Origin of the sequence: Streptomyces sp. DI166 (assembly GCF_900091315.1) — a bacterium.
Taxonomy (GTDB): Bacteria; Actinomycetota; Actinomycetes; order Streptomycetales; family Streptomycetaceae; genus Streptomyces; species Streptomyces fuscus.
In genome coordinates this window covers 1-21,548 of the sequence record NZ_FLSP01000016.1, presented here as the reverse complement: position 1 = coordinate 21,548, position 21,548 = coordinate 1, and the positions used below count along the sequence as shown (strand labels likewise).

Here is a 21,548-nt window from a genome sequence, read left to right as displayed (position 1 = left end):
CCGGGGTGGTCTCGGCCCTCCAGGCGCGGCTGCCGGAGCTGGGCGAGCGGATGGCCGAGCGCATACGGTCCGACGTGGACGCGTACAGGAACGAGTCACTGATCCCCTTCGACTCGCTGCGCCGCTCCTGCACCGCCAACGCCGACCTGCTGCTCCAGCAGTTCGGCCAACCCGAACCGCAGGCCCCGGCCCCGGCGCGGGAGACCGGCCGGCTGCGCGCCGAGCAGGGCGTGCCGCTGGCGGACACCCTGCACGCCTACCGGATCGGCTTCGAACTGCTGTGGTCGGAGGTGCTCGCCGAGGCCCGCACCCATCCCGAGGTCACCGACGCCCAGCTGGTGTCCCAATCCGCCGAGCTGTGGACCCTGTTCGGCCACTACGCCGAGGCGGTCGCCGCGGCCTACCGGGAGACCACCGCCGAACTGACCGCACAGCGCCAGGCCCGGCGCTCCGCCCTGGTGGAGGCCCTGTTCACCGGCGCCGTCGCCGACCGCACGCTCTGGGAGGCCGCCCGCGAGCTGGGACTGCCCGACCGCGGCCCCTACCTGGTGGCTGCGGCCTCCGCCGACGCCCCCGGCGAGCAGCCGCTGGCGGGCACCGAGTCGGCGCTGCGCCAGGCCGGCATCCCCTGCGCCTGGCGGCTGCTGCCCGACCAGCAGCTCGGCGTCGCCGCGCTCTCCACGCCGACGGCGGAGGCCACGTGCCTGCGCGTGATGCGCCGCTCCGGCGCCCGCGTGGGCGTCAGCCCCTCCTTCGACGACCTGCGCGACACACCGCAGGCCCTGCGCTTCGCCCGCCTCGCCCTGTCCGGCCTCCAGGGCAGCGGACCCGGCGTCGCCCGGTTCGACGACGACCCGCTGGCCATGGTGGTGGCCGCCGCCCCGGCCGAGGCGGCGCACCTCGTCGACGTGGTCCTGCGGCCGCTGCTCGACCTCCCGGCCGCCGAACGCGCCCGCCTGCTGGAGACTTTGGAGCACTGGTACGCCGCCAAGGGCTCCGCCACGGAGGCGGCACGCGGCCTGTTCGTCCACCCCAACACCGTCCGCTACCGGCTGCGCCGCGTCGAGGAACTGACCGGGCGCTCCCTGTCCGACCCGCGCGCGGTCGCCGACATCGGCGCGGCCTTGCTGGCGGCCCGCCGTCGCTGAACCGTCAGACGCTGAGCGCCTCCCGCACCGCCCCTTCCGCCTGGGCGCCGCCCTCGCCGGAGGAGGTCACCCGGCCCGCCTCCAGGATGTAGTAGCGCTGGGCGGCCCGCATGGCGAAGCCCACATGCTGCTCGACGAGCAGGACGGACAGCCCGCCGCGCCGGGACAGCGCGAGCACCGTCTCCTCGATCTCGGCGACGACGGAGGGCTGGATGCCCTCGGTCGGCTCGTCCAGCAGAAGCAGCCTCGGCGAGGTGATCAGCGCCCGGGCGATGGCAAGTTGCTGGCGCTGGCCCCCGGAGAGCAGGCCGGCACGGCGGCCGGACAGCTCCCGCAGCACCGGGAAGAGGTCGAGCGCCTCGGCGACCGCCTCCTTGCCGTTGCTCCGGCCGTCGGCGACCAGTTGGAGGTTCTCGGCGGTGGTCAGGTGCGGGAAGGACTGCTGCCCCTGCGGCACGTAGGCCATGCCGCGGGCGACCCGCTGGTGCGGGGCGAGGCGGGTGATGTCCTCGCCGTCCAGCAGCACCCGGCCGCCCTTCGGCCGCAACAGACCCATCGCGACCCGCAACAGGGTGCTCTTCCCGGCCCCGTTGTGACCGAGGACGGCGGCCACCCCGTCCTTGGGGACGGCGACGGTGACGTCGTGCAGGACGGAGCTACGGTCGTACCCGGCCCGTACGTCGGTGATCTCCAGCATGCTGTTCACGCCTCCTGCGCCGTCGCGACGGGTTCCGAGGGCACCGGTTCGGCGGCGCGTCCGAGGTAGACCTCCTGGACCTTCGCGTCGGCCTGGACCTCGGCGACCGTGCCCTCGCTGAGCATCCGCCCGGCGTGCAGGACGCTGACGCTGCGTGCGAAGGAGCGCATGAAGTCCATGTCGTGCTCGATGACGACGACCGTCCGCTCCTCGCTGATCCGCTGCAACAGCTCGCCCGTCGCCTGCCGTTCGTCATGGCTCATCCCGGCGACCGGCTCGTCGAGCAGCAGCAGCCGTACGTCCTGGACCAGCAGCATGCCGATCTCCAGCCACTGCTTCTGCCCGTGCGCGAGAACCCCGGCCGGACGGTCGCGCAGCGCGGAGAGCCCGATGGTCTCCAGTGCCCTCTCGACCGGCTCCGGCACCTCCTTGCGGCGCCGCAGCATCGTCCACCAGCGCCGGCCGGCGCCCGCCGCGATGTCCAGATTCTGAAGCACCGTCAAGTTCTCGAACACGGTGGCCGTCTGGAAGGTGCGGCCGATGCCCGTGCGGGCGATCGCCTGCACCGGCCGGCCCAGCAGTTCCTGTCCGCCGAAGCGGGCCGATCCGCTCGCCTTCACCAGTCCGGTCACGGCGTCGACCAGCGTGGTCTTCCCGGCGCCGTTCGGTCCGATCAGGAAGCGCAGGTCGCCGGGGCGGATGTCGAGGTCGACGCCGTCGACGGCGGTGAACCCGTCGAACGTCACCCGCAGATCGCGGACGGTCAGCCCTTCGCCCTTCAGCTCGCCCTTCATACGGCCCCTCCTGAACTGTCGGGTCGGGTACGGCGGTTGCGCAGCAGGGTCGCCAGGGAGGCGAGGCCCCCCGGCAGGAAGCCGACCGCGACGACGAACAGCAGGCCCTGGAGATACGTCCACGCGGCCGGGAAGGCGTCGGAGAGCGTGCTCTGCGCCCAGGCCACCGCGACCGCGCCGAGCACCGCGCCCACCAGCGAGGCCCGCCCGCCGACCGCCGCGCCGATGACGAAGCCGATGGACGGCACGATGCCGATCAGCGCGGGGGAGATGATCCCCACGGCCGGGACGAACAGCGCCCCGGCCAGCCCCGCCATCCCGGCGGCCACGACATACGCCACCAGCTTGACGTTGGCCGGGTTGTAGCCGAGGAAGCGCACCCGCTCCTCGGAGTCGCGTACCGCGACGAGGAGTTCACCGAAGCGGCTGACGAACAGCTGCCGGGCCAGGACCATCACCAGGAGCAGAGCGGCGGCGATGACGAGATACACCATCCGCTGGTTGACCGGGTCGTTGAGGTCGTAGCCGAAGAAGCCCTGGATGTCGGTGAGTCCGTTGGTGCCGCCCGTGGTGGCCTGCTGGCCGACGAGCCAGATGGCGAGGGCGGCGGCCAGCGCCTGGCTGAGGATCGCGAAGTAGGCGCCCTTGACCCGGCGGCGGAAGACGAAGAAGCCGAGCGCCGCGGCGACCGCCATCGGCAGCACCACCGTCATGACGAGGGCGAACAGCGGACTCCTGAACGGCTCCCACCACCACGGCAGCGCGTCCGAAGTGCCGTACAGCTGCATGAAGTCGGGGAGCGTCTCACCGGCCGCGGTGGCGTCCGCGAGCTTGAGGTGCATGGCCATGGCGTAGCCGCCGAGGCCGAAGAAGACGCCCTGGCCGAGCACCAGCAGCCCGCCGCGCCCCCAGGCCAGGCTGACGCCGACGGCCACGATGGCGTAGCACAGGTACTTGGCCAGCAGGGAGAGCCGGAAGTCGGGCAGGACCAGCGGCGCCACGCCGAGCAGCAGGACGGCGCCGAGGAGGAACCCGCCGGGTGCCCGGAAGCGGGCGAGGCGCGCGCGGGAGGTCACGGTCGTCGTCATGCCAGGCTCCGGGTGCGCAGGGTGTACAGGCCCTGGGGCCGCCACTGGAGGAAGGCGACGATCGCCACCAGCACGGCGACCTTCGCGACGCTGATCGTGGTCGAGTACTCCAGCACCGCCTGGAGGACGCCGAGCACGAACGCGGTGATCACGCTGCCCTTGAGCTGCCCGATCCCGCCCACGACCACCACCAGGAAGGCGTCGACGATGTAGTTGGTGCCCATCGTCGGGCCGATCGGGCCGACCAGGGTGAGCGCCACCCCGGCCACGCCCGCGAGGCCCGAGCCGATGAAGAAGGTCGTCCGGTCGACCCGCTCGGAGGCGATGCCGGAGACCTCGGCGAGGTCCCGGTTCTGCACCACGGCCCGGATCCGGCGGCCCAGCGGCGTCAGCCGCAGCACCAGGGTGAGCCCGAGCACGCACAGCAGGGCGAGTCCGAGGATGAAGAGCCTGCTGTTGGCGAAGGTGACCCCGCCCACCGAGATGTGCCCGGTGAGCAGATCCGGCGCGCGGGTCTGGACGTTGGGGGCGCCGAAGATGTCACGGGCGAGCTGCTGGAGCATCAGGGAGAAGCCCCAGGTCACCAGCAGGGTGTCGAGCGGACGGGTGTACAGGCGGCGGATCAGCAGCCACTCCAGCAGCGCGCCCAGGGTTCCGGCGACGAGGAAGGCCAGCGGCAGCGCGACCAGCAGGGAGAGGCCGGCCGCGCTGATCGACTGCTGGAGCACGTACGTGGTGTACGCGCCGGCCATGATGAACTCGCCGTGCGCCATGTTGATCACGCCCATCTGACCGAACGTCAGCGTCAGTCCGAGCGCGATGAGCAGGAGGACGGCACCGATACTGATGCCGGTGAAGCTCTGGTTGAGGATGACCGTCATGCAGCGGCTCCGGGTCGGGGACGGGGGTGCGGGTCGGAGCGTGGCGGGTCAGGACAGGCCGGACGCCCAGGAGTAGCCCTTCAGATACGGGTCGGGCTCGATCGGCTTGCCCGAGTTCCAGACCTCCTCGATGAGGCCGTCCGCGCCGACCTTGCCTATGCGGGCGGTCTTGTGGACGTGCTGGGTGGTGCCGTCCACGGTGACCTCGCCCTCGGGCGCGTCGAAGGTGATGCCGTCGGAGGCCGCCTTGACCTTGGCGACGTCGAACGAGCCCGCCTTCTCCACCATCGCCTTCCACAGATGGACCGAGATGTACGCGGCCTCCATCGGGTCGCTGGTCGGCCTGTCCTTGCCGTACTTCGCCTGATACGCCTTCACGAACGCGGAGTTGGCCGACCCCGGAGTGGTCTGGTAGTAGTTCCAGGCCGTCAACTGGCCCTCCAGGTACTGCGTACCGATGCTCTTGACCTCCTCCTCGGCGATGGACACCGACAGCACCGGCATCTTCTTCGCGGTCAGGCCGGAGGACTTGTACTCCTTGAAGAAGGCCACGTTGCTGTCGCCGTTGAGGGTGTTGAACACCGCGTCGGCGCCGGAGTCCTTGACCTTGTTGACGATGGTGCTGAACTCCGTGGAGCCCAGGGGCGCGTAGTCCTCGCCGACCACCTTCATGCCGTTGGCCTCCGCGTACGCCTTGATGATCTTGTTGGCGGTGCGCGGGAAGACATAGTCGCTGCCGACCAGGTAGAGCCGGGTCAGCCCCTGCTTCTTCAGATAGTCGAGCGCGGGCACGATCTGCTGGTTGGTGGTCGCGCCGGTGTAGAAGATGTACGGCGACTGCTCCAGGCCCTCGTACTGCACCGGGTAGAACAGCAGCGACTTATACCGCTCGAAGACCGGCTTGACGGCCTTGCGGCTGGCGGAGGTCCAGCAGCCGAAGGTGGCGACGACCTTGTCGTCCTTGATCAGGCCCTCGGCCTTCTCCGCGAAGGTAGGCCAGTCGGAGGCACCGTCCTGGCTGACCGGCTTGAGCTTCTTGCCGAGCACACCGCCGGCCGCGTTGATCTCCTCGACGGCGAGGAGCAGCGCGTTGTGGACCGTCACCTCACTGATGGCCATGGTGCCCGAGAGCGAGTTGAGCAGCCCGACCTTGACCGTGCTGCCGGAGGTGTCGGCCTTCGCCGCGGAGCCTGCCGACGAGTCCTCGCCGGTCTTGGCGCCGCACGCGCTGAGCGCGGCGGACGCGCCGAGGGCGGAGACGCCCGCCAGCAGACCGCGACGGCTGATGCTGAGCCCGGACATGCGCAACCTCCTTGCCCCACAGGGGCGTTGGGAAGAGTGAGGGTTTTTTGAGGGGACGGGCACGTGCAGACACTCAGGGCGTGATGGGCGCTGCGGTGGGCGCGCGCATTCCCAGCCGTACGGTGCGGTGGCGGCCGAGCTGGTGGACCGAAGTGCGGTCACAGACTGCGCCCGTGCTGTTACCCCGGCGTTTCGGCGCCGTTGATGAATAATTTCCGTTGGAAGTAATAGACGGCGCACGGCAGTTGGGGCGCGCGCCCCCTGTACCGGAATCACAGTGGTCAGTGGCGCTCCGCGCGCTCCGGGCGGTGATTCTTTCTGTGGAAAGCACTTGCGGGGGGAGGTATGGTCGGCGCTGTGAGTCCCCGCGATCTCCCCCGACTGCTCAGCAGCGCGGAGCGGTTGATGACCCGTCGGCTGGCCGCCGCGCTGGAGGCCGAGAGCTGCTCCGTCGAGGAGTGGCGGGTGCTGTCGCTGCTCTCGGACGGCCGCGGACACACCATGTCCGACGTGGCCGACCACGCCCTGATGCCCGCGCCCAGCCTCACCAAGCTGGTCGACCGCATGGTGTCCGCCACCTGGGTCTACCGCCGCAAGGACCCCGGGGACGGCCGCCGCGTTCTGGTCTACCTCTCCGCCCGCGGCCGCACCCGGCACCGCGCGGTGGCGGCCCTGGCGGAGCGGGCACAGGACGAAGTGCTCGCCCAACTGCCGGACGCGCGCGAGCTGGAGGAGGCACTGGCCCGCCTGGAGTCCGTACTGCAGGGCACCCCGGTACGGATCACAGCCGGGCCGTGATCTCGAAGTCCAGCGCGTCCGCGCGGGCGAGGTAGAGCCGCTGTTCGAGATGGTTGCCGCGCAGCCGCAGCGCGCCCCGGGGGCCCTCGTAGGAGATCGTGTCGTCCGGCCCCGGTGGCGCCGACACGGCCAGCGACCCGCGCTGCTCCGCGAGCGCCCCGAGCAGCATCATCCCCTCGAAGCAGGACTCGCCGAGACTGCCCGCGACCGGTGCCTCGTCGCCGAAGCGGCGGGTGTAGCGGTGCCCGAAGGACAGGCTCTCGGAGGTCATCAGGGAGTCGAAGTACCCGGCCGCCGCCCACAGCCCCTCGGCCGCCTCCGCACCGGTCGCCAGGAGCAGGTTCTCGTCCATGTGGGTGCTCAGCCGTATGCAGCGCTGGTGCAGTCCGACCGCCGCGAACGCGCGGCCGAAACGCACCGCGTCGTCCCCGAGCAGCAGCATCAGCACCGCGTCCGCACCGCAGGTCTCGACCCGGCGCACCACCGGCCCGAACTCCTCGGTGCCCAGCGGCACGAACACCTCGTCCACGACCCGGCCGCCGCACTCCCCGGCGACCCGGCGCGCGGTGCGGGCGGTCACCCGCGGCCAGACGTAGTCACTGCCCACCGTGCACCAGCGCCGCGCACCGGTCGCCTCGCTCAACAGCCGCATCGCCGGGCCGAGTTGCCGCACGTCCGTCTCGCCGGTGAGGAACACGCCCGGGGTCTGCTCGCCGCCCTCGTACTGGGCGGTGTAGATGTACGGCACCCGGTGCGCGATCCGGGGCGCCAGGGCCCGGCGTACCGCCGAGTCGTGCCAGCCGACCACCGCGTCCACCGCGCCCAGCGCCACCAGGCCGGCCACCTCCTCCGCGACCTGCCGGGGCGCCCCGCCGCCGTCCACGACGACCAGGCGCACCTCCCGGTCCAGGACACCACCCGCGGCGTTCAGCTCCTCCGCCGCCAGCCGCGCGGACAGCTCACAGGACAGACCGAAGATCCCGGCCGGTCCGTGCAGAGGGATGACGAGTGCGACGAGCAGGACGTCCCGTCGGTCCGAGGACAGCTGCGCTGCCGTCGTGTGCACCGGGCACCTCCGGGGGATTTCCGCGGCGGGCGTGGAGTTCGGCCCCGGCGCCCTTGCAGAGGATCTCCCGCGTCGACGGAGCCTAGACCGGCACCCGATGGTTGACAATGTTCGCCGTGCCGACGTGCGGCGACGGGAACCGCCGACCGTCCGGAGGCACTCTGAGTGGACGGGGGAGACCCCGGGCAAGTGCAGGGACAAGCGGGGGGTTGCGGTGAGCCAGGTGCTCTACGGCGAGCGGTCGTGGAATCCGCTCGCGCGGGTCGTGGAACTGACCGAGACGGGGCTGCGCAGGGGCGGCCGGATCACACCCCTGTACGAACTGAACCTCGTCGCGATGGCCGACGCCTACCTGCGCGGCCAGTGGCTCGGGGGCGGCGGCGCGGAGCGCGCGCTGGAGGTGCTGCCCGAGGGGCCGGGACACGTTCCGGTCACGCGCGTCACCGGCACCAGCAAGCCGCTGAAGGTACGCGACGCCGCCGAGTTCGCGCACCGGCTCGGTGAGCTGGCGGTACGGCTCAGCGGCGGCCCGGAGGCGGTGGCCGCGCACGCCCAGCGGGCCCGGGCCGAGGGCGTACCGCTGTGGATGGCCCGCCGGTTCGCGCACGGACCGGCCGGACCGATCGCCGTCGCCGTCGACCGCCACCTGGTACGGGTGGACGTCTGGGGCCCGCACGCCCCCGTCGTACGGATCCGCGCCCCCTACGGATTCACCGGGGCGTACTCCGAATCGTCCCAGGGGCTGCGGATGCACGTCGGGGAGGTCCCGGCCCAGCTCGTCCTCCAGGGCCGCAAGCGCAAGTCGAAGCGGTACGTGGAGGTGTCGCTGCCCGGACAGCGGTGGGTGCTGAAGCGGGAGAACGCCGACAGCTCCCGGCTGCTGCGCGACGACCGTCCGGTCGCCCTGCTCGTCCGGCCCGAGGGACCCGTGGAACCGGAGCCGGGTTCGGTACTCCGACCGCTGACACCCGTGCACTGCGAGAGCGGCGACCCGCTGGACGCCGTGATGGCCCATGCCTTCGCCGCCGCTTTCGGGCTCGGCGACACCACGGGCAGGGCCCGCTTCCGGGCCCGGAAGCGCCGCACGGACTCCGGCGGCGAACCCGTCGCCGTGGACGAGTGGTGGGACCGCCCTTGGTTCAGCAACATCGGCTTCGGCAGCGACGACAACGAGTCCGGCGGCGCCGACGGCTGGGGCTCCGACGGCGGAGACGGCGGCGACAGCGGCGGGGACTCCGGCGGCTGGGGCGGCGACGGCGGTGGCGGGGGAGACGGCGGCGGAGGCGGCGGGGGCGACTGAACCCGTCTCGGCGGGGCGCTGAACCCGTCGTCGGCGGGGCGCTGACCCCGTTCTCGGCGGGGCGCCGAACCCGTCCTGCGCGTGGGGTGAGACCGGGCCGCCGGAGTGAAGTGCGGCGGCCCGGTGGCGCTCCGTGGCCAGGTTCACATGGCCAAAGTGACATGTGGCCGACACCATGGGGGCACCTCACGCCGGGCGAAGGGATCACGTATGTTCCGCAAGGTGCTGGTCGCCAACCGTGGCGAGATCGCGATTCGGGCCTTCCGAGCGGGCTATGAACTGGGCGCGCGCACCGTCGCCGTCTTCCCGCACGAGGACCGCAACTCGCTGCACCGCCTGAAGGCCGACGAGGCCTACGAGATCGGCCAGCCCGGACACCCGGTGCGCGCCTACCTCTCCGTGGACGAGATCGTCGCCGCGGCCCGGCGTGCCGGGGCGGACGCCGTCTACCCCGGTTACGGATTCCTCTCCGAGAACCCCGAACTCGCCCGCGCCTGCGAGTCCGCCGGCATCACCTTCGTCGGACCGGACGCCGACATCCTGGAGCTGACCGGCAACAAGGCCCGCGCCGTGGCCGCCGCCCGCGCCGCCGGGGTCCCCGTGCTCGGCTCCTCCGAGCCCTCCACCGACGCCGACGAACTGGTCCGCGCCGCCGAGGACATCGGCTTCCCCGTGTTCGTCAAGGCTGTCGCGGGCGGCGGCGGACGCGGTATGCGGCGCGTGGAGGAGCCCGCCCAGCTCAGGGAGGCCATCGAGGCGGCCTCCCGCGAGGCGGCGTCCGCGTTCGGCGACCCCACCGTCTTCCTGGAGAAGGCCGTCGTCGAACCCCGCCACATCGAGGTGCAGATCCTCGCCGACGGCCACGGCAACGTCATCCACCTCTACGAGCGGGACTGCTCCGTGCAGCGCCGCCACCAGAAGGTCATCGAACTCGCGCCCGCCCCCAACCTCGACCCCGAGCTGCGCGACCGGATCTGCGCCGACGCCGTCCGCTTCGCCCGCCAGATCGGCTACCGCAACGCGGGCACCGTGGAGTTCCTCCTGGACCGCGACGGCAACCACGTCTTCATCGAGATGAACCCGCGCATCCAGGTCGAGCACACGGTCACCGAGGAGGTCACCGACGTCGACCTGGTCCAGGCCCAGCTCCGCATCGCCGCCGGCGAGAGCCTCACCGACCTCGGGCTCGCCCAGGAGACCATCACCCTGCGCGGTGCGGCCCTGCAGTGCCGTATCACCACCGAGGACCCCGCCAACGGCTTCCGCCCCGACACCGGCCGCATCAGCGCCTACCGCTCACCCGGCGGCTCCGGCATCCGCCTCGACGGCGGCACCACCCACGCCGGTACGGAAATCAGCGCCCACTTCGACTCCATGCTGGTCAAGCTGACCTGCCGGGGCCGGGACTTCGCCGCCGCGGTGGGCCGCGCCCGGCGCGCCGTCGCCGAGTTCCGCATCCGCGGCGTCGCCACCAACATCCCCTTCCTCCAGGCGGTGCTGGACGACCCCGACTTCCAGGCGGGCCGGGTCACCACCTCCTTCATCGAGAAGCGCCCGCACCTGCTCACCGCCCGGCACAGCGCCGACCGCGGCACCAAGCTGCTCACCTACCTGGCCGACGTCACCGTCAACCGCCCGCACGGCGAACGCCCCGACCTCGCCGACCCGCTCGCCAAGCTGCCCCGGCTCCCGGAGGGCCTGCCCCCGGCCGGATCGCGCCAGCGCCTGGTGGAACTCGGCCCCGAGGGCTTCGCCCGCAGCCTGCGCGAGTCGCCCACCCTCGGCGTCACCGACACCACCTTCCGCGACGCCCACCAGTCGCTGCTCGCCACCCGCGTGCGCACCAAGGACATGCTCGCCGTCGCCCCCGTCGTCGCCCGCACCCTCCCGCAACTGCTCTCCCTGGAGTGCTGGGGCGGCGCCACCTACGACGTCGCCCTGCGCTTCCTCGCCGAGGACCCCTGGGAACGGCTCGCCGCCCTGCGCGAAGCCGTGCCCAACATCTGCCTCCAGATGCTGCTCCGCGGCCGCAACACCGTCGGCTACACCCCCTACCCGACCGAGGTCACCGACGCCTTCGTACAGGAGGCCGCCGCCACCGGCATCGATATCTTCCGCATCTTCGACGCCCTCAACGACGTCGACCAGATGCGCCCCGCCATCGACGCCGTACGCGAGACCGGCACCGCCGTCGCCGAGGTCGCCCTGTGCTACACCTCCGACCTCTCCGACCCCAACGAGCGCCTCTACACCCTCGACTACTACCTGCGCCTCGCCGAGAAGATCGTCGAGGCGGGCGCGCACATCCTGGCCGTGAAGGACATGGCCGGGCTCCTGCGCGCCCCGGCCGCCGCCACCCTCGTATCGGCACTGCGCCGGGAGTTCGACCTGCCGGTGCATCTGCACACCCACGACACGGCGGGCGGCCAGCTCGCCACCTACCTGGCCGCCATCCAGGCCGGCGCCGACGCCGTCGACGGGGCCGTGGCCTCCATGGCGGGCACCACCTCCCAGCCGCCGCTGTCGGCGATCGTCGCCGCCACCGACCACTCCGACCGCCCGACCGGCCTCGACATCCAGGCCGTCGGCGACCTGGAGCCGTACTGGGAGAGCGTCCGCAAGGTCTACGCGCCCTTCGAGGCCGGACTGCCCGCGCCCACCGGCCGCGTCTACCACCACGAGATCCCCGGCGGCCAGCTCTCCAACCTGCGCACCCAGGCCATCGCACTCGGCCTCGGCGACCGCTTCGAGGAGATCGAGGCCATGTACGCCGCCGCCGACCGCATGCTGGGCCGGCTGGTGAAGGTCACCCCGTCGTCCAAGGTCGTCGGCGATCTCGCCCTGCACCTGGTGGGCGCGGGCGTCGACCCGGCCGACTTCGAGGAGTCGCCCGACCGGTTCGACATCCCCGACTCCGTCATCGGCTTCCTGCGCGGCGAACTCGGCACCCCGCCCGGCGGCTGGCCCGAGCCGTTCCGAAGCAAGGCCCTGCGCGGCCGCGCCGAGGCCAAGCCGCCCGTCGAACTCTCCGACACCGACCGCGCCGGACTGGTCAAGGAACGCCGCGCCACCCTCAACCGGCTGCTGTTCCCCGGCCCGACCCGCGAGTTCGAGACCCACCGCCAGAACTTCGGCGACACCAGCGTCCTGGACAGCAAGGACTTCTTCTACGGTCTGCGCCAGGCCAAGGAGTACGCCATCGACCTGGAACAGGGCGTGCGGCTGCTGATCGAACTCCAGGCGATCGGCGACGCCGACGAGCGCGGCATGCGTACGGTGATGTCCACGCTGAACGGGCAGTTGCGGCCCATCCAGGTCCGCGACCGGGGCGTCGCCTCGGACATCCCGGTCACCGAGAAGGCCGACCGCTCCAACCCCGGCCATGTCGCGGCCCCGTTCGCGGGTGTGGTGACCCTGGCGGTGGCCGAGGGCGACCAGGTGAAGGCGGGGGCGACGGTGGCCACCATCGAGGCGATGAAGATGGAGGCTTCCATCACCGCCGCCAAGGACGGCACCGTCTCCCGGCTCGCCGTCGGCCGCATCCAGCAGGTCGAGGGCGGTGACCTGCTGGTCGAGATCTCCTGACCGTCGTCAGCGGCGGCAGTACAGGAACAGATGGGGCTCCGGCCCCGCACCGGGATGGTCGGGGGTGAAGACGGTGCTGTGCCGCTCCAGCACCGTCAGCCCGGTCTCCTCGGCGAGGGCGGCGAAGTCGTCCTCGCCGAAGGAGGTCGCCCGGACCGGCTGCCCCATGAACACGATCTCCAGGTCCTCCACATCGGCGGGCACCGTGGCCAGCGCCAGGTGCCCGCCGGGCCGGAGGGCGCGGGCCAGCCGCCGCAGCAGTGCGGACTGCTCCGCGCGGGACATCTGGAGCAGTGAGAAGAAGACGCAGATCCCGTCGAAGGAGCCTTCCTCCAGGGGGAGTTCGCGGATGTCGGCGTGACGGAACTCGGCGCCGGGGACTTGGTGTCGCGCCAGCTCGACCATCACGGGGGCGACGTCGACGCCGAGCACGGAGTGACCGGCCGCCGTGAGCATGTCCGCGGTCGGCCGCCCGGTACCACTGCCCACGTCCAGGACGCGGGCAGCCGTCGGAAGGCGTTCCATCAGCCATCGCAGGGCGTCCAGATGGGCCGGGGCGTGCGCGAACGCCTTCTCGTAGTCGGCGCCCAGCGCGTCGAACACCACGGCGGCGGGCGGTCGTTGGTCCTGGTGCGGCACGTCGGTGCCCCTTCCTCGCTCGACGGCCCGCATCCTCGCACCCGGCGTGCCCGGGCCACAACGGCGGCCCGGTGCGCGTCGGTATGCCCGTGACGGGGGAGAATGGGGTTCCACCGACGGTCGAACCTTGCGGAGGAGCGGGGAAGATGCAGCACGAGCGAGCGGGGCAGGTCGCCGGACCCGAGGATCTCATCGACGTGGCCCGGCTGGTCACGGCGTACTACGCGCTCCACCCCGACCCGGCCGACCCCGGCCAGCGAGTGGCGTTCGGCACCTCCGGGCACCGCGGTTCGTCCCTCGCCTCGGCCTTCAACGAGGACCACATCGCCGCCACCAGCCAGGCCATCTGCGAGTACCGCTCCGCGCAGGGCACCGACGGCCCCCTCTTCCTCGGCGCCGACACCCACGCGCTGTCCGAGCCCGCCCGGATCACGGCGCTGGAGGTGTTCGCCGCCAACGACGTCACGGTCCTGATCGACCAGACGGACGGCTACACGCCCACCCCGGCGGTGTCGCACGCGATCCTCACGTACAACCGCGGCCGCACGTCCGGCCTCGCGGACGGCGTCGTGGTCACCCCCTCCCACAACCCGCCCGCCGACGGCGGCTTCAAGTACAACCCGCCGAGCGGCGGCCCCGCCGGCTCCGACGCCACGTCCTGGATCCAGGACCGCGCCAACGAGATCATCACGGGCGGTCTGAAGGACGTACGCCGCATCCCGTACACCCGCGCGCTGAAGGCCCCCGGCACGGGCCGCTACGACTTCGTCGGCGCGTACGTGGCGGACCTCCCCCAGGTCCTGGACCTGGACGCGATCCGCTCGGCCGGGGTCCGGATCGGCGCGGACCCCCTGGGCGGGGCCTCCGTGGCCTACTGGGGCCGTATCGCCGAGGAGCACCGCCTGGACCTGACGGTGGTCAACCCCCTCACCGACCCCACCTGGCGTTTCATGACGCTGGACTGGGACGGCAAGATCCGCATGGACTGCTCCTCGCCGCACGCCATGGCCTCGCTCATCGAGGCCCGCGACCGCTACGACATCGCGACGGGCAACGACGCCGACGCCGACCGGCACGGCATCGTGACGCCGGACGGCGGCCTGATGAACCCGAACCACTACTTGGCGGTGGCGATCTCCTACCTCTTCTCCCACCGGGAGGAGTGGCCGAAGGCGGCCGGAATCGGCAAGACGCTGGTGTCCTCCAGCATGATCGACCGGGTCGCGGCCGACGTGAACCGCCCGCTGGTCGAAGTCCCGGTCGGCTTCAAGTGGTTCGTCGACGGACTGTCCGACGGCAGCCTCGGCTTCGGCGGCGAGGAGTCCGCGGGCGCGTCCTTCCTGCGCCGGGACGGGTCGGTGTGGACCACCGACAAGGACGGCATCATCCTGGCGCTGCTCGCCTCCGAGATCACGGCGGTCACCGGCAGGACGCCCTCACAGCACTACGCCGACCTGACCGACCGCTTCGGCGCCCCCGCGTACGCGCGCGTGGACGCGCCGGCCACCCGCGAGGAGAAGGCCCTGCTGGCCAAGCTCTCCCCGGCCCAGGTCACCGCCGACACCCTGGCCGGCGACCCGGTCACCTCGGTGCTGACGGAGGCCCCCGGCAACGGCGCCGCCCTCGGCGGGATCAAGGTCTCCACCGCCAACGCCTGGTTCGCGGCCCGGCCTTCCGGCACGGAGGACGTCTACAAGATCTACGGCGAGTCCTTCCTCGGCGCGGACCACCTGACCCGGGTCCAGGAGGAGGCCCGGTCCGTGGTGCTGGCGGCGCTGGGCGGCTGACATGAGCGAGGCCGTGGTGACGGCACTCGTCGCGGCCGGTGCCGCGATCGGTGGCGGGGCGCTGACCGGCTGGTTCAGCCTCGCCGCCGCCAAGCGCCAGGCCGCGGCGGCCTGGGCGGCGGGCGAACGCCAGGCAGCGGCGGCCTGGGAGGCGGGCCGCCAACAGGCAGCCGCCGCCTGGGACGCGGGCCAGATCCAGGCCACGGCCCAACTGGACGTGGCCCGCCGGACACTGACGGAACAGCACCTGGCGTCGCAGCGGGCGGTGCGCAGGGCGGCGTACGTGGCGTTCCTCGGGCGGACCGACAGTGCCCGACTGGCGTTGCAGGCCTGGCAGAGCGCCATCGGCACCGCGGGCGAGACCGCGCGCCGCCGTGAGTACGACACGGAGATGGCCGCCGTGGGGGAGGCGCTGAACGTCGTGCGCCTGGAGGGTCCGGATGCGGTGGTGACAGCGGCGGAGCGTCTGGGCGACGCCCTGTCCGCGACCGCACCGGCCGCTCAACACGCGCTCGCACAGCGGGAGTTCCTGGACGCGGCGCGAGCGGCGCTCACACCGGTGTGAGCCACCCTGGGTGGATAGGATCCGCAGTGCCCGAGACGAAGGGAACCCGGTGCAGCCGAAGGAGTCGTACGAGGACCGGACGGGACTGAACAAAGCCTTCCGTGCCGACGACGATGTGCCGAGCGCGACGGCGGGGCTCGTCACCGGACCGGCGCGCGGCGGGGCGGCCGGGAGCCGAGGCGTGGTGGGGGAGGGCGTCACCTACGAGCACATCACCGAGAGCATCACGGTGGTCAAGGTGTCGGTGGGGTTGGATGTCCTCACCGCGCCACGCCTGCGCGAGGCACTGGTCGAGACGATCCACCAGGGGCGGTACTTCCTGGTGGTCGACCTCAGCGATGTCGAGGTGCTCGACTCGACCGGGGTGGGCGTCCTGGCCGGCGGCCTGAAGCGGGTCCGGTTCCACGGCGGTGAGCTGGTGGCGGTCGCGGCGTCGGAGGGCGTGCTGAAGCAGTTCTGGATCACCGGCCTGAGCAAGCTGATTCCCGTATTCGACGCGGTGCACCCCGCCGTGGAGCACCTCGGCCGGAGGGGGACCGAGACACATGCCTGACGGTGCATCGGGGCGGCCGCGGGTGTCGTACGAGGACCGGCCGGACGGGGTCACTCTCGTGCGGCTCGCGTACGAGGGGGAGGGGGACGCGTCAGCGCTGCGCGGCGACATGCTGAGGCTCGTCGAGGACGGTCGGCCGCAATTCGTCGTCGACTTCGGTGGGCTCGGGCACGTCGACGACCCGCGTGCCCTGGTCGAGGACCTGAAGTGGGCCTGCTTCAAGGGCGCGGCGATCTCCCTGGTCGTGACGAGCGCCGCCTGGCATTTCGCGTTGGCCGATGCCGGCCTCTACCGGCTCTGCCACGCCCACGACACCCTGGAGGACGCGCTCAAAGGCCGCGCTGCCATGGTGGAGGAGGGGAGCTCAGAGTGGGCACGGCACTCGCGTGAGGCCGATGAGCGCCACGACGCGTCGGGCGGCCACACGTACGAACACCTCTCCGAGGACGTCACGTTGGTGCGCGTGATGGCCGGGCACCCGTTCGGCCATCTGGACGTGTACGCGGCACCAGGTCTCCGCGCCCTGATCGTTGACCTGGCGAACCAGGGACGGCACTTCCTGGTGCTGGACCTGACACACCTCGGCAGCCTCGACTCGACCGGACTGGGTGTGTTCGTCGGCGCCCTGAAGAGGACGCGTGCCCGCGGCGGTTCGATCGCGATGGTCGTTCCTTCGGCGCGCATTCTCAAAATGTTCCGGATCACCGGGCTGACCAAGTATTTTCCCGTGTACGACACGGTCGCCCCCGCCGTCGAACACATCGGACGCGAGGTGCCAGGAGCACATGTCTGACCCCGAGACCGGCCTGCGCACCGCCTCCCAGTGGGACCCCCTCCGCCTGGGAGTCCGCCCCGCACCCGACCTGGACGGCTCCGTCGAGCCACCGCTGACCGAGTACCTCACCCGCCCCCACGACGACACCCTGCGCCAACGGCTGGCCCGCGCCGCCGCCACGCACGGCTCGGTGTTCGTACTGCTCGTGGGCCCTTCCGCGAGCGGCAAGACACGTGCCGTCTACGAGGCGGTGGCGGCCGTTCTGCCCGACTGGCCCGTGGTGCACCCGGCGGACGGGGAGGAACTGCTCGCGGCGGAGACCGGCCCCCGTACGGTCCTGTGGCTGGACGAGACGCAGCGCTATCTGCACGGCGCGGCCGGCGAACGTGCCGCCCGGTCCCTGACCCGGCTCCTCGACCGGGTCGCCCCGCTCGCCGTCGTGGGGACGATGTGGCCGGAGCACCTACGGCGGCTCACCCAGACCGTCGACGACGAAACTCCCACCGTACGCGCGTTGTTGACAGGAGGTCACGCGCGCATCACCGTACCGGACACCCTCACTGCCCAGTCCTCCGAAGTCGCCGCCGCGGCGACCCGTGATCCCCGTCTCGCGGCCGCCGTCCGTGCCGCGGGCCCCGGCAACCGCGTCCTCCAGCACCTCACCGGCGGCCCGGAGTTGGTCCGGCACTGGGACATGGGCCCCGACCAGTGGTTCACCGCCCCGGAACACGCCGTGCTGACCGCGGCGGCGGAGGCACGCAGGCTCGGGCACACCAGCGCCGTACCCGCCCACCTGCTGCAGGAGGCCGCCGCGGCGTTCATGGACGCCAACTCCCGTGCCACCGCCGGAGAGGGCTGGTTCCCGGAGGCGATCAGTGCCCTGACCACCGCCCGACCCGGCCCCGCCCCGCTGATCGCCGAACGGCACAATCCCGGCGTCGGGGCGCCCGACAGCTACCGACCCGACGACTATCTGGAGCAGCACATCCGTCGGGTCAGGGCGCACCGGGCGCCGCCCGCCGAGTTCTGGACCGCCGCCGCCCTGTCACGGACTCCCGACGACCTCTACGCCCTCGGCCGGGCCGCCGAACAGCGCCGCCGTTACGGCGCCGCGGCGCATCTGTACGAGTGCGCCGTCGCGCAGGGTCAGCCGCGTGCCCGCGCCGCCCTCGCCCGGCTCCGGGAGCGGACCGACGGCCCGGCCGCCGCCGAGGAGACCGCCGCGACCGACCCCGCCGCCTGGGCGGCGCTCGCGGTCGTGCGGGAAGCCAGGCGGGACGAGCAGGGCGCCCACGACGCCTACCGACGTGCGGCGGAGGCGGGTGACGTGTGGGCCTGGGCCGCCCTCGCCCGTATCCGGGAGGAAGAGGGCGACCCTGTCGCCGCCGACGAGGTCGCCTCACAGGCGGCTGCCGCCGGGCACGCGCTCGCCTGGCGCACGCTCGGACGGATGCGCGCGGCCGACGGACCCTCGGCGGCGAAGGCCTTCGAACAGGCGGTGACCGTCGGCGACGCCTGGGGGCACCTGGGGCTGGCCCAGGTCGCGGAGCGCGCCGGCGACCTCCCCGAGGCGGTACGGCACGCCGTCCTTGCCGCTGACGCGGGCGTAACCGCCGCCTGGGCGCTGCTCGTTCGGCTGCACTGGGCGCTCGGCGACACGGCGGCGGCCGTGGCCGCGGCCACCAGGGGCGCGGACGCAGGAAGCCCGGAGGCATGGTCCCGGCTCGCCCACCTGCGCTACGCGGACGGTGACTTGTCCGGTGCGGCCGCCGCCCATCGCGAGGCCGCCGCCCTCGGCCTCGGCGCGGCCTGGCGGGAACTCGCCCTGCTCGCCGAGGCGGACGGCGACACGGCGGCCGCCGAGGAGCAGGCCGCGCAGTCGGTACGTACCGGCGACCCGGAGGCGTGGATCGCCCTGTCCGAGGACCGGGCCGCCCGCGGGGACGACGAGGGCGCCGCACGCGCCGCCGCCGAAGCGGCCCGCGCCGGTGCCGTGGAGGCCTGGATCACGCTGGCCCGCAGCAGGGAACGCGCCGGGAACACGGAGGGCGCCGAACACGCCGCCGACCTGGCCGCCGAACGGGGCTCCCCGGCTGCCTGGGCCGCCCTGTCCCGGATGCGGGAGCGCGCGGGCGACCGCGAGGGCTCCCGCCGCGCCGTCGTCCGGGCTGCCGCCCTGGGCGCCTCCGATGCCTGGACCGCCCTGGGCCGCGAACGTGAGACCCAGGGCGACAGAGCGGCCGCCGAACGTGCCTACCTCCGCGCCTGCGAGGCCGCGGACGTGGAGGCGTACGCGGCACTCGGCGCCCTGTACCTGGACCAGGGGCGCGTTACCGAGGCGTGCGAGGCCTACCGCGCGGCCGTGGACGCGGGACTGCCCGACGCGTGGGAGGGCCTGCTGTCGGCCCTCGCGGCACAGCCGCCGCGCGCGGTGTCGGCACGGACAGTGGCGCGGCTGCGGCGGACGGGGATCGATCCGTAGCGGGGTGGCGGCTCAGCTCTTCGGCAGCCGCGGCATCCTCGCCCGTACCGCGTAGCCCGCGAGCCGTGTCCGCCTGCGCACGTCCCTCGTGCCGTGCCGCCCCCGCCACACCAGTGACGGCGAGCCGGCGGTGTCGTCGGCCGTGATCAGCAGGCCGCCCAGCATGGACAGGTTCTTCAGGAAGTGGATGCGCTGCTGTTCCCGCTGCTCCGGGTCCTCCTCCTCCCAGAACCGGTGCCCGGCCAGCGTGGTCGGTACGAGCGTCGCCGCGATCGCCAGCGCGGCGAGCCGCGGCATGCGGCCGATACCGAGGAGGACGCCCGCGGCCACCTGGACGGCGCCGTTGAGGCGTACGGCCCGGACCGTGCTGTCGGGGAGCGCGTCCACCCGTGCGGTGACCGGCTGTACGACAGGGTCCGCCACCGGGGCCACGGCCTCGGGATTCCTCAGCGAGTCCAGACCTCCGGCGACGAACATCGAGGCGAGCATCGGGCGTCCGGTTGCGCGCAGCAGACTCATGGCACTCTCCGGGATCGTTGCGGACGGCGGGATCACCGGGTTCCCGAGTCGGGCGGGCTCATGCGGCCGGCGGGGCGAGCCTCAACTGCATCAGCGTCAGATCGAACCACCGCCCGAACTTCGTCCCGGCCTCCTTCAAGGTGCCCACGTGCTCGAAGCCCCGCCGCTCGTGCAGCCGGATCGACGTCGCGTTCCCCGACTCGATCGCGGCGATCATGCTGTGCTGCCCGGTCTCACGGGCCCTCGCGATCAGCGCGGTCAGCAGGGCACCCCCGATGCCCAGACCGTGGTGCCCGTCGCGTACGTAGACCGAGTCCTCCACCGTAGTGCGGTAGCCCTCCAGGGCACGCCACGGTGCGTAGGCCGCGTACCCGGCGATCTCGCCGTCCACCTCCGCCACCAGCGCCGAGCCCCTGTCGAGGTGGTCCGCGAACCACGCCCTGCCCTCGGCCGGGGTGTGCGGCACCGAGGTCCACAGGGCCGTCGAGTGCGCGACGGCGTGATTGCGGATGGCGACCACGGCCTCGGTGTCCTCGGGCCGGGCCGAGCGAACCGTCACGCCCCCTCGCTTCTCGTATATTGGAATCATGTCCAATATGATAGATCCCCTGGTCGAGCGGATAGCCAGCCGTATCCGTGCCGAGCGGGAGCGGCGCCGGTGGACCCTCGCCCAGCTCGCCGAGGCATCCGGGGTCTCCCGCGCGATGATCAACCGGATCGAGCGCGGCGAGAGCAACCCCACCGCCGTCGTACTCGGCAAGCTCTCGGCCGCCTTCCGGATCAGCGTCGCCTCGCTGCTCGGGGAGACCGAGGGGACCGCCATGGCCGAGGCGCCGACGGGCGTGCGGCGCCGCGCGGAGGACATCGAGTGGACCGACCCCGAGACCGGCTACCGGCGCCGCCAGATCGCCGGGCCGCGCTTCCCGGCCGAGATCGCGGAGATCCAGTTGCCGCCCGGCGCCCGCGTCCCCTATCCGGCCGCCGCCTTCGCCTTCCTCCACCAGCTCGTCTGGGTCCTGGAGGGGCGGCTCACCTTCCACGACGGCGACAGCGTGCACGAACTCGACGCCGGGGACGTCATCGAACTGGGCGAGCCCGCCCCGCGCGTCTTCGCCAACACCGGCGCCGACACCTGCCGTTACGCCGTCGTCCTCGCCCGGACCGACCGCCCGTGACCCGCCCCGCCCGCCCCGCACGCCGCGGCGCCACCGCGCTGCTCGCCGTCCTGGCCGGTACGGCGATCGCCGACAACTACACCCTCCAGCCCGCCCTCGCGGTCGTCGCCGCCGACCTGGACGTGCCGCTCTCCGCGATCAGCCTGGTCCCGTCCGCCGCGCTCGCCGGCTCCATGACCGGCTTCGCCCTGCTGCTGCCCCTCGCCGACCGCGTCGCCCCGGCCCGACTGGTCGCCGCCCACTTCGCCGCCCTCGCCGCGGGCCTGGTCCTGGCCGCCACCGCGACCGACGCCGCCGTGCTGATCGCCGCCCACCTGATCATCGGCGCCGCCGCCTCGGTCGCCGCGCAGGCGGGCGTGATCGCCGGACGCCTGGCCCCGCCCGGCCGCCGCGC

19 protein-coding genes and 1 pseudogene are annotated in these 21,548 nt (G+C 72.7%); 11 read left to right on the top strand and 9 right to left on the bottom strand.

Features of this window, described 5'->3' with window-relative positions:
• Positions 1–5 precede the first annotated feature (5 nt).
• Positions 6–1,148, top strand: a complete 1,143-nt coding sequence (locus GA0115233_RS10605; protein WP_093719904.1) for a PucR family transcriptional regulator — start codon at positions 6–8, stop codon at positions 1,146–1,148.
• A gap of 4 nt (positions 1,149–1,152) precedes the next feature.
• Here GA0115233_RS10605 and urtE read toward each other — a convergent pair whose 3' ends face one another.
• From urtE to urtA, 5 genes are read right to left on the bottom strand one after another with little or no spacing between them, the layout of a single operon-like run.
• Complete coding sequence (urtE, locus tag GA0115233_RS10600) at positions 1,153–1,845, bottom strand: urea ABC transporter ATP-binding subunit UrtE (RefSeq protein ID WP_093719982.1); 693 nt, start codon at positions 1,843–1,845, stop codon at positions 1,153–1,155.
• Between the two features lie 5 nt (positions 1,846–1,850).
• Complete coding sequence (urtD, locus tag GA0115233_RS10595; RefSeq protein WP_176711717.1) at positions 1,851–2,639, bottom strand: urea ABC transporter ATP-binding protein UrtD; 789 nt, start codon at positions 2,637–2,639, stop codon at positions 1,851–1,853.
• Positions 2,636–3,727, bottom strand: coding sequence for an urea ABC transporter permease subunit UrtC (gene urtC / locus GA0115233_RS10590; protein ID WP_093719903.1), 1,092 nt, complete (start codon positions 3,725–3,727; stop codon positions 2,636–2,638). Before urtC ends, urtD begins: the two co-directional genes overlap by 4 nt.
• Positions 3,724–4,608: an urea ABC transporter permease subunit UrtB gene (gene urtB, locus GA0115233_RS10585; protein ID WP_093719902.1), complete on the bottom strand. Its 885-nt coding sequence runs from the start codon at positions 4,606–4,608 to the stop codon at positions 3,724–3,726. Before urtB ends, urtC begins: the two co-directional genes overlap by 4 nt.
• A 48-nt stretch (positions 4,609–4,656) precedes the next feature.
• Entirely contained in the window at positions 4,657–5,910 is a 1,254-nt protein-coding gene (urtA, locus tag GA0115233_RS10580) for an urea ABC transporter substrate-binding protein (RefSeq protein ID WP_093719901.1), read from the bottom strand.
• A 357-nt stretch (positions 5,911–6,267) separates the two neighbouring features.
• On the opposite strand from urtA, the gene GA0115233_RS10575 reads away from it, so the two are divergent.
• Complete coding sequence (locus GA0115233_RS10575; RefSeq protein ID WP_308313625.1) at positions 6,268–6,708, top strand: MarR family winged helix-turn-helix transcriptional regulator; 441 nt, start codon at positions 6,268–6,270, stop codon at positions 6,706–6,708.
• Here GA0115233_RS10575 and GA0115233_RS10570 read toward each other — a convergent pair.
• Positions 6,692–7,774: a substrate-binding domain-containing protein gene (locus GA0115233_RS10570; RefSeq protein WP_093719899.1), complete on the bottom strand. Its 1,083-nt coding sequence runs from the start codon at positions 7,772–7,774 to the stop codon at positions 6,692–6,694. The two genes, GA0115233_RS10575 and GA0115233_RS10570, sit on opposite strands and share 17 nt — an antisense overlap.
• A 214-nt stretch (positions 7,775–7,988) precedes the next feature.
• Between GA0115233_RS10570 and GA0115233_RS10565 the strand changes: the two genes are divergently transcribed.
• Together GA0115233_RS10565 and GA0115233_RS10560 are read left to right on the top strand one after the other, a co-directional pair.
• Positions 7,989–9,074: a hypothetical protein gene (locus GA0115233_RS10565; protein WP_093719898.1), complete on the top strand. Its 1,086-nt coding sequence runs from the start codon at positions 7,989–7,991 to the stop codon at positions 9,072–9,074.
• A gap of 210 nt (positions 9,075–9,284) precedes the next feature.
• Complete coding sequence (locus GA0115233_RS10560) at positions 9,285–12,659, top strand: pyruvate carboxylase (protein WP_093719897.1); 3,375 nt, start codon at positions 9,285–9,287, stop codon at positions 12,657–12,659.
• A gap of 6 nt (positions 12,660–12,665) precedes the next feature.
• On the opposite strand, the gene GA0115233_RS10555 is transcribed toward GA0115233_RS10560, so the two are convergent.
• Positions 12,666–13,331, bottom strand: coding sequence for a class I SAM-dependent methyltransferase (locus tag GA0115233_RS10555; RefSeq protein ID WP_176711716.1), 666 nt, complete (start codon positions 13,329–13,331; stop codon positions 12,666–12,668).
• 113 nt (positions 13,332–13,444) lie between these two features.
• On the opposite strand from GA0115233_RS10555, the gene pgm reads away from it, so the two are divergent.
• The 5 genes from pgm to GA0115233_RS10530 all read left to right on the top strand — a co-directional run bounded on the left by pgm (position 13,445) and on the right by GA0115233_RS10530 (position 19,460).
• On the top strand, positions 13,445–15,085 hold the full coding sequence (pgm, locus tag GA0115233_RS10550; protein WP_093719895.1) for a phosphoglucomutase (alpha-D-glucose-1,6-bisphosphate-dependent): 1,641 nt from the start codon (positions 13,445–13,447) through the stop codon (positions 15,083–15,085).
• Between the two features lies 1 nt (position 15,086).
• Positions 15,087–15,650 carry a hypothetical protein gene (locus GA0115233_RS10545; protein WP_093719894.1) on the top strand — a complete coding sequence of 188 codons (564 nt, stop codon included), beginning with the start codon at positions 15,087–15,089 and terminating at the stop codon, positions 15,648–15,650.
• Positions 15,651–15,861: 211 nt separating this feature from the next.
• Positions 15,862–16,203, top strand: coding sequence for an STAS domain-containing protein (locus GA0115233_RS10540; RefSeq protein ID WP_093719980.1), 342 nt, complete (start codon positions 15,862–15,864; stop codon positions 16,201–16,203).
• 58 nt (positions 16,204–16,261) lie between these two features.
• Complete coding sequence (locus tag GA0115233_RS10535; protein WP_255310129.1) at positions 16,262–16,996, top strand: anti-sigma factor antagonist; 735 nt, start codon at positions 16,262–16,264, stop codon at positions 16,994–16,996.
• Positions 16,989–19,460, top strand: coding sequence for a hypothetical protein (locus GA0115233_RS10530; RefSeq protein WP_093719892.1), 2,472 nt, complete (start codon positions 16,989–16,991; stop codon positions 19,458–19,460). The genes GA0115233_RS10535 and GA0115233_RS10530 overlap by 8 nt, the downstream gene beginning before the upstream one ends.
• Before the next feature lie 12 nt (positions 19,461–19,472).
• On the opposite strand, the gene GA0115233_RS10525 is transcribed toward GA0115233_RS10530, so the two are convergent.
• Together GA0115233_RS10525 and GA0115233_RS10520 are read right to left on the bottom strand one after the other, a co-directional pair.
• Entirely contained in the window at positions 19,473–19,979 is a 507-nt protein-coding gene (locus GA0115233_RS10525) for a DoxX family protein (RefSeq protein WP_093719891.1), read from the bottom strand.
• Positions 19,980–20,037: 58 nt separating this feature from the next.
• Positions 20,038–20,568 (bottom strand): GNAT family N-acetyltransferase, encoded by a 531-nt coding sequence (locus GA0115233_RS10520; protein ID WP_093719979.1) that lies wholly within the window; start codon positions 20,566–20,568, stop codon positions 20,038–20,040.
• Between the two features lie 7 nt (positions 20,569–20,575).
• Between GA0115233_RS10520 and GA0115233_RS10515 the strand changes: the two genes are divergently transcribed.
• Both GA0115233_RS10515 and GA0115233_RS10510 read left to right on the top strand, forming a co-directional pair.
• Positions 20,576–21,154, top strand: a complete 579-nt coding sequence (locus GA0115233_RS10515; RefSeq protein ID WP_093719890.1) for a helix-turn-helix domain-containing protein — start codon at positions 20,576–20,578, stop codon at positions 21,152–21,154.
• Positions 21,151–21,548 (top strand): annotated as a pseudogene (locus GA0115233_RS10510) (MFS transporter); the annotation flags it as partial. The gene GA0115233_RS10515 and the pseudogene GA0115233_RS10510, both read left to right, overlap by 4 nt.

Bases quoted from the DNA above. Each gene is read 5' to 3' on its own strand.
- urtE (WP_093719982.1), bottom strand. From the start codon at position 1,845: ATGCTGGAGATCACCGACGTACGGGCCGGGTACGACCGTAGCTCCGTC.
- urtD (WP_176711717.1), bottom strand. From the start codon at position 2,639: ATGAAGGGCGAGCTGAAGGGCGAAGGGCTGACCGTCCGCGATCTGCGG.
- urtC (WP_093719903.1), bottom strand. From the start codon at position 3,727: ATGACGACGACCGTGACCTCCCGCGCGCGCCTCGCCCGCTTCCGGGCA.
- urtB (WP_093719902.1), bottom strand. From the start codon at position 4,608: ATGACGGTCATCCTCAACCAGAGCTTCACCGGCATCAGTATCGGTGCC.
- urtA (WP_093719901.1), bottom strand. From the start codon at position 5,910: ATGTCCGGGCTCAGCATCAGCCGTCGCGGTCTGCTGGCGGGCGTCTCC.
- GA0115233_RS10560 (WP_093719897.1), top strand. From the start codon at position 9,285: ATGTTCCGCAAGGTGCTGGTCGCCAACCGTGGCGAGATCGCGATTCGG.
- GA0115233_RS10555 (WP_176711716.1), bottom strand. From the start codon at position 13,331: ATGCGGGCCGTCGAGCGAGGAAGGGGCACCGACGTGCCGCACCAGGAC.
- pgm (WP_093719895.1), top strand. From the start codon at position 13,445: ATGCAGCACGAGCGAGCGGGGCAGGTCGCCGGACCCGAGGATCTCATC.
- GA0115233_RS10545 (WP_093719894.1), top strand. From the start codon at position 15,087: ATGAGCGAGGCCGTGGTGACGGCACTCGTCGCGGCCGGTGCCGCGATC.
- GA0115233_RS10530 (WP_093719892.1), top strand. From the start codon at position 16,989: ATGTCTGACCCCGAGACCGGCCTGCGCACCGCCTCCCAGTGGGACCCC.
- GA0115233_RS10525 (WP_093719891.1), bottom strand. From the start codon at position 19,979: ATGAGTCTGCTGCGCGCAACCGGACGCCCGATGCTCGCCTCGATGTTC.
- GA0115233_RS10520 (WP_093719979.1), bottom strand. From the start codon at position 20,568: ATGATTCCAATATACGAGAAGCGAGGGGGCGTGACGGTTCGCTCGGCC.
- GA0115233_RS10515 (WP_093719890.1), top strand. From the start codon at position 20,576: ATGATAGATCCCCTGGTCGAGCGGATAGCCAGCCGTATCCGTGCCGAG.